General features: G+C 55.7%; 9 protein-coding genes. 6 read left to right on the top strand and 3 right to left on the bottom strand.

The genetic code is table 11. From position 1 onward, the window contains the following. Positions 1-14 precede the first annotated feature (14 nt). Positions 15-1,205 carry an ROK family protein gene (locus HMPREF0577_RS05085; protein WP_004012653.1) on the top strand — a complete coding sequence of 397 codons (1,191 nt, stop codon included), beginning with the start codon at positions 15-17 and terminating at the stop codon, positions 1,203-1,205. An 80-nt stretch (positions 1,206-1,285) separates the two neighbouring features. On the opposite strand, the gene HMPREF0577_RS05080 is transcribed toward HMPREF0577_RS05085, so the two are convergent. Continuing rightward, the gene (locus HMPREF0577_RS05080) at positions 1,286-2,572 is read right to left on the bottom strand and encodes a phospholipase D-like domain-containing protein (RefSeq protein WP_004012652.1); all 1,287 of its coding nucleotides are present in this window, start codon (positions 2,570-2,572) and stop codon (positions 1,286-1,288) included. A 237-nt stretch (positions 2,573-2,809) separates the two neighbouring features. Between HMPREF0577_RS05080 and gatC the strand changes: the two genes are divergently transcribed. From gatC to HMPREF0577_RS11375, 4 genes are all read left to right on the top strand, one after another. Further along, a complete protein-coding gene (gatC, locus tag HMPREF0577_RS05075) occupies positions 2,810-3,106 on the top strand; it encodes an Asp-tRNA(Asn)/Glu-tRNA(Gln) amidotransferase subunit GatC (protein WP_004012651.1) in 297 nt (98 codons plus the stop codon). Between the two features lie 4 nt (positions 3,107-3,110). Further along, positions 3,111-4,652 carry an Asp-tRNA(Asn)/Glu-tRNA(Gln) amidotransferase subunit GatA gene (gatA, locus tag HMPREF0577_RS05070; RefSeq protein WP_004012650.1) on the top strand — a complete coding sequence of 514 codons (1,542 nt, stop codon included), beginning with the start codon at positions 3,111-3,113 and terminating at the stop codon, positions 4,650-4,652. Next, the gene (gene gatB, locus HMPREF0577_RS05065) at positions 4,649-6,148 is read left to right on the top strand and encodes an Asp-tRNA(Asn)/Glu-tRNA(Gln) amidotransferase subunit GatB (protein WP_004012649.1); all 1,500 of its coding nucleotides are present in this window, start codon (positions 4,649-4,651) and stop codon (positions 6,146-6,148) included. Before gatA ends, gatB begins: the two co-directional genes overlap by 4 nt. 788 nt (positions 6,149-6,936) lie before the next feature. Then, a complete protein-coding gene (locus HMPREF0577_RS11375) occupies positions 6,937-7,104 on the top strand; it encodes a hypothetical protein (RefSeq protein ID WP_155812127.1) in 168 nt (55 codons plus the stop codon). Here HMPREF0577_RS11375 and trpB read toward each other — a convergent pair. Continuing rightward, the gene (gene trpB, locus HMPREF0577_RS05055) at positions 7,077-8,306 is read right to left on the bottom strand and encodes a tryptophan synthase subunit beta (RefSeq protein ID WP_004012645.1); all 1,230 of its coding nucleotides are present in this window, start codon (positions 8,304-8,306) and stop codon (positions 7,077-7,079) included. The genes HMPREF0577_RS11375 and trpB overlap by 28 nt on opposite strands. A gap of 286 nt (positions 8,307-8,592) precedes the next feature. On the opposite strand from trpB, the gene HMPREF0577_RS05050 reads away from it, so the two are divergent. Further along, positions 8,593-9,873, top strand: coding sequence for an AGE family epimerase/isomerase (locus tag HMPREF0577_RS05050; RefSeq protein WP_004012644.1), 1,281 nt, complete (start codon positions 8,593-8,595; stop codon positions 9,871-9,873). A gap of 187 nt (positions 9,874-10,060) precedes the next feature. On the opposite strand, the gene HMPREF0577_RS05045 is transcribed toward HMPREF0577_RS05050, so the two are convergent. Next, complete coding sequence (locus HMPREF0577_RS05045; RefSeq protein ID WP_004012643.1) at positions 10,061-11,623, bottom strand: heparan-alpha-glucosaminide N-acetyltransferase domain-containing protein; 1,563 nt, start codon at positions 11,621-11,623, stop codon at positions 10,061-10,063. Positions 11,624-11,907: the final 284 nt, after the last annotated feature.

The raw sequence follows: 11,907 nt of genomic DNA, 5'->3' as shown, positions 1-11,907 counted from the left end.
GATATTGTCAAGGTATGACACGTCAAAACACGGTTCACCAGGAATCTTTGCGTTCCATAAATATCGGTCTGGCACTGCAGTCCATACTGTTATCCAAAACTCCGCCTAACCGCGCTCAGGTCGCGGCCTCTATCGGAGCGGCTCGTTCTACAGCGGGGACTTTGGTCGATGAGCTGATTTCCTGGGGGCTGATTGAAGAACGCGAAGCCCCGGAACAGCGGAAGCGGGGACGACCGGGCAAACTCCTGGTACCTAGTTCTGGGAAAGTAGCCGCCATTGGGGTGGAGATTAACGTGGCTATTCTGGCGGTAAAAGTCATAGACGTGGCCGGAAATGTGCTGGCTAAGCGCTTTATCTACGATGATTTTCGCGGGGTAGAACCTCAGCGTGCAGTCGACATGGCTATGGGGTTGATTGAAGAATGCCTGGGGGAAACGGACGCTGAAGTCAATCTGGTGGGTACGTCTTTCGCGGTTCCAGGTATGGTAGATTCCCAAACGGAGCATATATTGGTGGCGCCCAACTTGGGGTGGCCTGCGGTGGATTTGGTGGGTTTGGCGCGCCAGGCGGGGCTTTCTGGCAAGATTTCTGTATTCAACGAGGCCGATTGCGCGGCGTTGACGGTGTCCCAGAATTCCCCCGGTCAGCCCTCTGAACTGCAGGATTTCTTGTATGTTTCCGGGGAAGTTGGGATTGGTTCAGCCTATGTTACCGAAGGCGTGGTCAGAACCGGTAAACACGGTTGGGCCGGGGAGCTAGGGCATGTCTGTGTTGATGCGGTTGGGGCGCCGTGCGCGTGCGGATCTACTGGGTGTTTGGAAGTATACGCCGGACAGCGCGCCATGTGTGCCGCCGCTCAAGTTGCCAGTATTGAGGAACTGCTTTCCAAGCTGAAATTGGGGGATAAACGCTGCGAGCAGACTGTCCGTAAAGCGGTGATTTCTTTGGGGGTTGCTATTAGTGCGGCTATGAACTTGCTGGATATTTCTACGATTGTTTTCGGTGGACATCTGGGGAGACTGGCGGATTACCTGGTAAAGCCAACCATGGAAGAGCTGCGGACTCGGGTTTTGTGGGGGGATTTGTCGTCTTTCAATATTATTCCGATTCGTTTAGATTCGGGAAAGCGTGCGACTGGTGCCGCGTTTGCGGTGTTAAACCAGGTGCTAAAGAATCCGGCCGCTTTTGCGGCTTTGGCTTCATGAGGCGCCATCCGGGATGAAAGCAAGGATTCGGGGATGGCACCTCATGAAACCGACAAAAGGAAACGGGCGGCAAACAGCAACTACAGCACCGAACCGAGGGGGCGCAGCACGCCTTCGATAACGCGTGTCAACCAAGGGCGTTCTTCCCATTCCGCCAGGGTAAGCTGGCGGGCATTACCCAGGTCGTTGCGAAAAACCTGTTCCATTTGGGCAGCCAAATCGGGCGAGTAAACCTCCAGGTTAATTTCGTAGTTTCCGGTCATCGACAAGCGATCAATATTCGCGGTACCAATCGTGGTCCACACCCCGTCCGCAGTCGCAGTTTTCGCGTGCACCATCGCGTTTTGATACAACCAAATTTCGACCCCAGCCTCTAGCAGTGGTGAATAAAATGACCGCGCTACCCAGTCGGCGGCGATGTGGTTGGAAATCTCGGGAATCAAGACTTTCACGTCCACTCCCCGGTTCGCCGCCGAGGTCAGTTCGTCCAGAATATCCTTGTCCGGGATGAAATACGCTTGGGTAATCCACACGTTGCGCTGGGCTCGCCCCAAAGCATTGATGTACAACCCTCGCACTGGGAACAACCACCGATTCGGCTCGTTACGCGCTGCCGCGATGTGTCGCGACCACTGTTGGCCGGGGTATTTCGGCAGCGACGGCAGGCGGCGTGACAGGTGCGTGTTCCAGAAATCCGTGAACGCATTAGCCAATTCCAAAGTCGCCGCACCCTCTATCCGCAGATGCGTATCGCGCCACTGATTAGCATAGAGCGAACCGATATTGTATCCCCCGATGAAACCCACCCGGTTGTCCACCACCAGGAGTTTACGGTGGTCACGTCCGGTGGAATGGAAAGACAGAAAAAACGAGCGGAATAAGCCGAAACGCATCACATGCAGATGTGTCAGTCGGGGGAAATCCGTGAATGCCGGGGGGACACTCAGATTCCCGAAAGCATCCCAAATCACAAACACATGCACTCCACGGCGCGCCGCTGCAATCAGAGCATCCTTGAATAAACGTCCGATTTCGTCATTTTTCCAGATGAAGGTCTCGAAGAATACGTTGCGCCGGGCTTGGCGAATTTCATCCAGCATCGCCTGGTAGAGTTCCGCCCCGGAAGTGTAAACCTTCATGTCGTTGCCGTGGACATCCACCGGGGGCAGTTCCGTTATGGGGAAGGCCGCCACCGGCGCGGGACGCCAGGCGCGCAGAGTATCAATCATGAAAGTGATAAACCCGGCGATGAACTCGAAGATTAAGAAAGCTGCAGCCACTCGTCCCAGGATTCGCGGCAACCTCTCCGGGGCTTGCACCGCTTTGTCGGCCAGTCGCGTGAAAAATTTCGCGAGTCCACGAAACATGCCACTACGAACGCTCATAGAACAAGACTAACAGTCTCGGCAAGAAAGTTTTCTCTGATTGGGCGCAACATTAATTCCTCAGTGGTTCGCCATGTCGGCTTAAATCGTTTCTTGGGTGGCACCTCATGAACACGTAACCCTCCACCACACCCAAGCAAAACCCGGCAGTGCGCCATAAACTCGCCAAAACCCTGCCGAGTGTTATCTTTATCGCCGGCTTTGAACTAAACTCGAAACATGTCCACTATTGATGCAGAAGAAGTGCGGCGCGTTGCGAGCCTGGCTCGGATTGCGCTCACCGAAGATGAAATAACAAAAATCGCGGCCGACTTGGGGGTTATCTCCGATGCGGTTGCAAAGGTGTCCGAGGTTGCCACCCCTGATGTGCCGGCGACCTCCCATCCGATTCCCCTGACGAATGTGTGGCGCGAGGATATTGTGGGGCCGACTTTGGATCACGACGAAACCTTGGCGCAAGCCCCGCACCCGGAGGCCGGCATGTTTGGGGTTCCGCAAATCTTGGGGGAGGAGTGAAGCTATGACCAGCGAGTTGTATCTACAAAGTGCCACCGAGTTGGCAGAAAAACTGCGCGCGGGGGAAACCACCAGCGAGGAACTCGTAAAGATTTTCTTGGAGCGAATCAAGAATCTGGATGGAACGATTCATGCGTTCCTGTTTGTGGACGAAGCCGGTGCCCTGGAAACCGCCCGCCAGGTCGATGCCGACCGGGCAGCGGGCAAGGAACTGCCGCCCTACGCCGGGGTGCCGATTGCGATTAAAGACAATTTGGTGACGCGGGGCAGACCCACGACCTGTGGTTCGAAGATTCTGGAAGGCTGGCTGCCGCCCTATGACGCGACGGTGGTGTTGAAACTGCGCGAGGCTGGCCTGCCGGTGTTGGGTAAAACCAATATGGACGAATTTGCCATGGGTTCCTCTACCGAGCATTCGGCTTACGGATTGACCCGCAACCCGTGGGATTTAGAGCGTATTCCCGGTGGCTCCGGGGGTGGCTCGGCGGCAGCGGTGGCTGCATACCTGGCACCCTGGGCTTTGGGGTCGGACACGGGCGGGTCTATCCGCCAGCCGGGTGCAGTAACCGGTACGGTGGGGTCAAAACCCACTTACGGCGCGGTTTCCCGTTATGGCTTGGTCGCGATGGCTTCGTCTTTGGATCAAATTGGCCCGGTCACGAGGTGCGTGTCGGATGCGGCGGCGCTGCACACAATTATTGCTGGTCATGATCCCCTGGACGCGACCTCGCTAGATGAACCGGTGCCGGATTTATCGACGGCCGTAACCGAGGTTGTGGCCAATCCCAATACCACTAAACTTCGTGTGGGTGTGGTCAAACAAATCAGCGGTGAGGGCTTCCAGGCCGGGGTGCGCCAGCGTTTTGATGAAGCAGTAGAACGCCTGCGCGCTGCCGGGGCGAGCATCGTGGAAGTGGATTGCCCGTCCTTCGAGTATTCCCTGGCGGCGTATTATTTGATTATGCCGGCCGAGGTGTCTTCGAACTTGGCGCGTTTCGACGGGGTACGCTACGGCTTGCGAGTGCTGCCCGAATCCGGTCCGGTAACGGCGGAAACCATGATGGCAGCCACCCGGGAAGCCGGGTTTGGTCCGGAAGTGAAACGCCGCATTATCCTTGGCACCCATGTGCTTTCGGCCGGGTATTTCGATGCCTACTATGGCAGCGCCCAAAAGGTGCGCACCCTGGTGCAACGCAATCTGGCGGCGGCTTTTGAACAGTGTGATGTGCTGATTTCGCCCACCGCTCCCACCACCGCTTTCAAGTTCGGCGATAAACTGGACGACCCGATGGCCATGTACCTCAATGACGTGGCCACGATTCCGGCAAATATGGCGGGAATTCCCGCGATTTCCGTACCCGGCGGGGTGGCTCCGGAGGATGGCCTGCCGGTGGGAATCCAGATTCTGGCTCCCGCTCGGGGGGATAAAACCATGTATGCGGCGGCCGCCTTAGTAGAAGCGCAACTGGCGACTAGTGACACCCCGATGCCGCCGTGTCCGGCCGCAAGATGGACCACCACCGCAGGAAAGGAGGCCGCTAAATGAGCGACAAGTTGATGAACTACGACAAGGTTTGCGAACAATTCGACCCGGTTCTGGGCATGGAAGTCCACGTGGAACTTGGTACCGAAACCAAGATGTTCGACTATGCGCCCAATACTTTCGGGGGTGAACCTAATACCCATATCACCCCGGTGTCTCTGGGACTGCCTGGCAGTCTGCCGGTGGTGAACCATAAAGCGGTGGAATACGCTATTCGCATCGGCTTGGCTTTGAACTGTAATATCGCGGAATACTGCCGGTTTGCCCGCAAGAACTATTTCTATCCTGATCTCGCCAAGGCCTACCAGATTTCCCAGTACGATGAACCGATTTGCTATGACGGCTATCTGGATGTGGAACTAGAAGACGGCGAGGTTTTCCGCGTGGAAATCGAGCGGGCTCACATGGAGGAAGATGCCGGCAAGAACACCCATATCGGTGGGGATGAAGGCCGCATCCAGGGTGCGGATCACTCCCTGGTGGACTACAACCGTGCGGGCGTGCCGCTGGTAGAAATCGTGACGAAACCGATTTATGGCACCGGGAAGCGTGCCCCGGAGGTCGCGGCTGCCTATGTGCGTACCCTGCGCGATATTTTCCGCGCTATCGGCGTGTCCGAGGCGCGGATGGAGCACGGTAATGTGCGCGCGGATGTGAACGTGTCGATTCGTCCCGGCAAGGATGCTCCTTTGGGGACACGTACCGAAACCAAGAATGTGAACTCTTTCCGTGGCATCGAAAAAACCGTGCACTACGAGATGCGCCGCCAGGCGGCGATTCTTGCGGCTGGTGGCAAGATTGTTCAGGAAACTCGCCACTATCACGCCGAGGATGGCACGACTTCGCCGGGACGTGAAAAGTCTGATGCAGAAGACTACCGTTACTTCCCCGAACCCGATTTGGTACCATTGCAGCCCTCCCGCGAGTGGGTGGAGGAAATCCGGGCGAGCCTACCGGAAATGCCGGCCGCGCGGCGTAAGCGTTTGCAGGGGGAGTGGGGTTTCACCGATATCGAGATGCGTGACATTGTCAATGCGGGCGCTCTGGATTTGATTGACCAAACGGTCGCGGCCGGTGCCGAACCCGCCGGAGCGCGCAAGTGGTGGATGGGCGAGATTGCCCGTCTGGCCAAGGAACAGGAAAAGGATCTGGAAGAGATGCCTGTCACCTCTGCCCAGGTCGCGGAACTGGAAACCCTTATCGCGGATGGCAAGATTAACGACAAGCTGGCCAAACAGGTTATCGCGGGTGTTTTGGCTGGCGAGGGTGACCCGGCCGAAGTTGTCAAGGCTCGTGGCCTGGAGGTGGTCTCCGATACGGGGGCGCTGGAATCTGCCGTGAAACAGGCGCTGGCGGATAACCCCGATGTGGTCGAGAAAATCAAGGGCGGCAAGATGGCGGCCATCGGGGCGCTAATCGGCCCAGTAATGAAGGCTACGCGCGGCTCGGCGGACGCCAAGGCCGTCAAAGAACTCATCATGAAGGAGCTCGGCCTTTAGGGGTTTGCTCTTATTTGAGCGCTTCGCAATGTTTGGGAGCAAGCCACGCGATATTTCTATCGCTACATGGTGGTGGGCATTTTTCGTTTAGAAAAATGCCCACCACCACTGTATATTTGTGCAAATTATAGGAATGTTTAATCCAATTTGGTCTCGTGAATTAGGGTCGTTATTTTGGTGTCAGGTTCTGCTATGAAGAGAACTTGATTGGCTTGCGGAAATTCGCTTATCGGAAGCGAAACTGTTTCTATCGACCCCGGTCGACAGCCCTCAGTCTCCATAAGCCTGCGCATCTGACTTGTGTGGTCAGATTTATCGGCCTTTAGCCATATCGACATATTCGATGGCTTATTTTGTTTACAGGTATAAGTAATCGAGTAACTTCCCGATTTACCAGATGTAGCCTCCAGGTTAAGATGCCTGTCACCAGCAAATGAACCCTTTGCTATAACTTTAAGGAGTCCCGATTCGTGATTCTTTTCGAGAAACTCCTCTAGCGCTTCCACCGACAAAACCTTACTTGTATTGCCGGCTGTTTTTCTATTACTTACTACTGTTACTTAGCTCATCCTGACTGGTGTCAGTCGCGTTAGTAGAACCAGTGCACCCTGAAATCAACATCGCTGTGGACATGGTAGCTAGGAGAAATAATGATTTGTTATATTGTCTCAAGTATCACCTTCTTTCTTAGTCCCCGTAAACCTACCATAGTGAGCGTGTACGTGGAGTAAATTTTGCACCAAATCCTGCTGGTGGGTATAAATACGCAGGTAAAGGAACTTTAAAATATGCACATTTGTTCGGACAAAGTGTGGTTAGTGTTGCATGAAGCGGTGGCCAACCGAGCCTGGGAATACCGTCCGCCATTGCGGCTGGCACCTCATGAAGCCGAGCTCGAAGCAGCCCACAGACCAAAGCGAACCGCAACCTATACGTATTTCTCACCTGTCCCGTAGTGTTCAATAACGAAATCCAGGTCCTTGTCGCCGCGCCCCGACAGATTCACCAGGATTGATCCGGTTTTCCCGGTGCGCGCCTCGCGAATCGCATAGGCCAAGGCGTGCGAACTTTCGATGGCCGGAATAATTCCCTCCAGGCGAGATAGGAGGAACAGTGCCTCGATGGCCTGTTCGTCATCCACGGTGACATAGTTCACGCGCCCCAAGTCGTGCAGCAAAGAATGCTCCGGACCCACCGAAGGATAATCCAGCCCGGAAGCATTGGAATACACCGGCGCGGGCTGTCCCGAAGCATCGCTCAACATAATCGAGTTGAACCCGTGCATCACGCCTTCGCCGCCAAAGGTAATCGTGGCGGCGTGGTCGCCCAAAGCTTTGCCGCGCCCCAGGGGTTCCACCCCGTAAATCTCTACCGGGTCGGCCAAAAATGGTACAAACATGCCAATGGCGTTCGACCCGCCGCCCACGCAGGCCACGACTTTGTCGGGTAGGTGCCCAGTTTGCTCCAGGAACTGGGCACGTGCCTCGGTGCCGACTACCTCCTGGAAATCCCGCACCATCACGGGGAAGGGATGCGGGCCGGCGGCGGTGCCGATGCAGTAAATCGCCTCGTGGTATTCCTTTGAGAAAGCCATGAATGCCGCATCCACTGCTTCCTTCAGGGTCTTTAATCCGAAACTGACGGGGATTACCCGCGCCCCCAGTACTTTCATCCGCGCCACATTGGGGGCTTGCTTGGCGATGTCTACCTCGCCCATGTAAATATCACATTCCAAGCCGAAATACGCGGCCGCCGTGGCCAGAGCTACGCCGTGCTGTCCCGCCCCGGTTTCGGCAATCAGCTTCTTTTTCCCCATGTACTTGGCCAGCAGCCCCTCGCCCATGCAGTGGTTGAGTTTATGCGCCCCGGTGTGGTTCAAATCTTCGCGTTTCAAGTAAATCTGGGTACGACCGAGCTGTTGGCTCAGCCGTTGGCAGTGATACACCGGGGTGGGGCGGCCTTGGAAATCCTTGCGAATCCGACGCAGTTCCGCAATGAACTGGGCGGATTGGGCGATGGTGTTATAAGCCTCGGCGTATTCTTCGAAGGCTTTGACCAACTCGGGGTCTTGGAGGTAGTTCCCACCGTATTTTCCGAAGTATCCGCGTTCGTCGGGGTATTCCTTCAGATAGTTATCGAAATCACGGTACTTATTCATGTTTCCTCCTTGGGGTCAGCCGGGGCTCCGCTTGGTTGTGGCGTTGCGGGTTCATGAGGTGCAAGGTGTGATTGGCTACATCATGAATGGCACCTCATGAGCAGCATCGAAAGCACCGCATAAACACCGCCGTTGCGACGCACCAGCGCCGTAACACGCCGAGACTTAAGCCTACACGCTTCCGGTAGGGAAACCCTAAGTTTGTGACTATTGTCTCGAATACTGACACAAACTAATCGCATGTTTTCTCGCCGCAGGCGACGTTATTTACAGCTAGAATTTAGCTATGACCGAATTCTTGAAACTTCCTGACCTAGCTGCCCGTGAACTCCCAGCGTTGTGCGAGTTCGCCGCATTATCTAAAGTCCCCGCTGGGTTTGGTTATCTTGGCTCCGACGGGGAAATCCTTCCAGAATATGGAGCACAGTTGTGGATTAACTGCCGCATGACCCACATGTTTTCTCTCTTTGCCTTGGCGGGAATTCGCCCGGAACTCTCTCGCGACTTGGCCGCTCACGGTATTCACGCCATCACCGATTATTTCCGTGACCCTGAATATGCCGGCTGGTTTTCCTGGATTGAAACCGAGTTGGATGATGCCGGCTGCGCGCGTCCCAACTTGGAGCGCGCCCCACGCAAAGAAGCCTACGCCCACGCTTTCGTGATTATCGCCGCCAGTTCTGCCGCTGTTGCGGGGATTCCCGGGGCGCGCGCACTCCTGGCGGAAGCCCGCCGAATCCAGGATTGTTACTGGTGGGAAGAGGCTGCCGGTCGGGTGCGCGATACCTACGCTCGGGACTGGTCGGATTGCGAGGCATACCGGGGTGCGAATGCGAATATGCATACTTTCGAGTCCGCTCTGGCGGCTTTCGATGCCACGGGGGACAGTGAATATTTGCGCCGTGCCGCGTCGATTGCAGGCAAAGTTATCAACCAGTCCGCGCGGGAAAACTCCTGGCGTATCCCGGAGCACTATACCACGGATTGGCGGGTTGATTTTGGGTATAATCGGGATAATCCCACGGATTCGTTCCGGCCGTGGGGGGCGACTCCGGGGCACAGTTTCGAGTGGACACGTCTGATTCTCCAGTTGCGGGCGACCGCACAGGCGGCGGGTTTGGATTTCGGTTTGGGGTGGGTGCCAGAAGCAGCGGGGGCGGTGTACCTGACAGCCTTGGAAGCTTGGGGTGTGGACGGTGCTTCGGGGTTTCCCTACACCACTGATTTCGAGGGTAAACCGGTGTCAACACAGCGAATGCACTGGGTGGTCTGCGAGGCCTTGGGAGTGAGCTTGGCGATTTCTCGCTTGGCCGCCCAGTTCCCCGAGGGGGACATCTTGGCGCAAACGGCAGCGCAGTGGTGCGAGAAACTCAGTGTCTATGCTCAGGAGTACTTGATAGAGGCTCCGGGGCGCTGGTGGCACGAGTTGGATCGAGACAACCATCCAGCAGCCTTGACTTGGCCGGGTAAGGCGGATATTTATCACGCGGGTCAGGCTATGTTCCTGGTGGATTTGCCGGTCACGCCGGGTTTTGCCGTCGCGTTGCGTTCCCGTTCCCGTTCATGAGGCGTTAATCCGTTTGGTGTCTTGGTTTTCGTGCCTCGTTATGTCTGCTTGTTCATGAGGTGTTAGCCATGGTTGGGGCTTTGGTTGCTGTTTGTCTGTTTTCTTCCGGCTTCATGAGGTGCCCGCCGGGACTTTAGCGATTTCTATCGGGGCGAATTTTGGGGAACAGGGAATATTTCCTGGCACCTCATGAAGCCGGGGTCACCCGCGCCGCCCGGTGCGAGGCCCAATGTAACAGCCGTTCCAGCGGCCCGCGTCCCAACCAGAAACGCCACACGCAAGATAACACGGCGAAACACATCAACATAACCAGGAAGGACGGCACCAGCGGTAACTGACCTAGCGTAGTGACCGAGACCCAAAATACATGCAAGGTATAGATACTTAGCGCCATCGAGCCCATCGCAGCTAGTGGGAACAGTAGTATCGCCAGGGGACGCCCCCCTAAGAGGAATAGACTAACGACTATCATAGAAAAACCAAGGTTGCCTAGGGTCTCTAACAGTGAATTGGAGTGTGGAGCGGCATCGAGGAAGGCTTGACGCCAAAACTCCAGGTCGAAATCATTGAGAGAGAGGCCAGAGAAGAACTTCATCCAAGCCGTGATGTCACCTTGCCTAGTACCGCCGAGGATTCCCCCGCTGGGTTTCTTGGCACTGTCGTTGGTATCGGATTTGGGTTTAGAAAAATCGCAGTAGCAGTTTGAGGGGATTGATTTCCCGGCCAAGGATCCGGTTTCGGGGGGAAACACGGTGGGGGTGGGTGTCGGCTCGGGTTCCACTGGCGGTTTGGAATTGTGGCCAGGATTATCCGAAGCCATGTTATTGGTTCCCAATATTGCCAAAGAAAAATGTCCGGTGCGAATGGAATCCGCCAAGGTGGCACCCCCGGCTCCTACCAGGAACAGGAGGCAGCCCACTGCGAGGACTTTCTTTGCCAGTTTCCGCGCTTTTTTCGGGTCGGAAGCGAAGCCCAAGCGAGTCAGGGCGAGGCCGATGAAAATATAGCCCAGAAACCCGGCACCCCCGTAGGTGCCAGAGAGCAAGTATATATAAGCGGCGGAGTCCACTTGCGAGGTGGTTTGTAGGGTGATGCCAATCAGAATTTGGTTGATAACCATGGCTAATGGAGTGCCTACAAGAACGAGCCCACCCCCAAGAACCAGGAGTTTGCGGCCATTCCAGCCCAGGAAAGGCAGAGATGCCAGGAACCACGCTGCATAAAATCCCAGAATCAGGATGATGCCCAGATTGTACATGGCTAGGAGCGCTACGATTAGCAGCAAAACCAAGGCGCGGGTGACAACTCGCATTCGAGTTTGCAACAGTTTTACCCCGCTCGGCGGGTGTTCGCGACCGGCAATGATGCCCAGGGATATCCCGGCGAGGAAGGCAAAGAGCGCGGCAGAGCGCCCGTGGCTGATGCCAATAACAGACTGGGGTAGGTTAGAGTCAAAGGTCAGAATATGCGCCGTGAACATGCCGACAATGGCTAGGCCGCGCGCCAAGTCGAAAGCGGGGATGCGTTGCGCACCGCCCAGTAAGCGTTCGAAAAATGATGGTTTCGTGGGGAGGCCGGTGGACCTGACTGATGGGTCAGCTTTCGTGGCTGCGCTACCAACTGGAACTGTAGTGGGGGCGCTCGCTGACATCGTGGCGAGGGGGGCTTCAGACGAAGCTATTGGTGTGTTTCCGGGCATCGAAGCATCTTCGGAATTGCGCAGCGGAATCTCGGGAAGTTCATCAACCATGAGATTAGTTTAGAGGGCAACCAATCATCCACGTGGTCTTTTTGGGAAAATAAGGTGATAATACCCTGATTTTTCAGCATACCTGTGGAAAGTCTTGAAATCTCAAGGAAAACTTGGGGTTTACAGAAGGCGCGACACGCCCGGGATGCAAACAAGGGGTCTTCAATTTGCGTTCCTTGGGGTGGTCATGTATTGTTTTATCTGTTGCGCTCTTTTGGGTTATTCCGAAGGGGAGTGACGCCCCGATTGTTGAAATCTCGGTAAAATACTGGGGTGGATTGGTG

This window comes from Mobiluncus mulieris ATCC 35243, from assembly GCF_000160615.1.
GTDB classification, from domain to species: Bacteria; Actinomycetota; Actinomycetes; order Actinomycetales; family Actinomycetaceae; genus Mobiluncus; species Mobiluncus mulieris.
Note: the sequence above shows the minus strand (reverse complement) of the source record. Positions and strands in the feature narration are given on the sequence as shown.

Bases quoted from the DNA above. Each gene is read 5' to 3' on its own strand.
- HMPREF0577_RS05050 (WP_004012644.1), top strand. From the start codon at position 8,593: ATGACCGAATTCTTGAAACTTCCTGACCTAGCTGCCCGTGAACTCCCA.
- HMPREF0577_RS05080 (WP_004012652.1), bottom strand. From the start codon at position 2,572: ATGTTTCGTGGACTCGCGAAATTTTTCACGCGACTGGCCGACAAAGCG.
- gatA (WP_004012650.1), top strand. From the start codon at position 3,111: ATGACCAGCGAGTTGTATCTACAAAGTGCCACCGAGTTGGCAGAAAAA.
- HMPREF0577_RS05045 (WP_004012643.1), bottom strand. From the start codon at position 11,623: ATGGTTGATGAACTTCCCGAGATTCCGCTGCGCAATTCCGAAGATGCT.
- gatC (WP_004012651.1), top strand. From the start codon at position 2,810: ATGTCCACTATTGATGCAGAAGAAGTGCGGCGCGTTGCGAGCCTGGCT.
- HMPREF0577_RS05085 (WP_004012653.1), top strand. From the start codon at position 15: ATGACACGTCAAAACACGGTTCACCAGGAATCTTTGCGTTCCATAAAT.
- HMPREF0577_RS11375 (WP_155812127.1), top strand. From the start codon at position 6,937: ATGCACATTTGTTCGGACAAAGTGTGGTTAGTGTTGCATGAAGCGGTG.
- gatB (WP_004012649.1), top strand. From the start codon at position 4,649: ATGAGCGACAAGTTGATGAACTACGACAAGGTTTGCGAACAATTCGAC.
- trpB (WP_004012645.1), bottom strand. From the start codon at position 8,306: ATGAATAAGTACCGTGATTTCGATAACTATCTGAAGGAATACCCCGAC.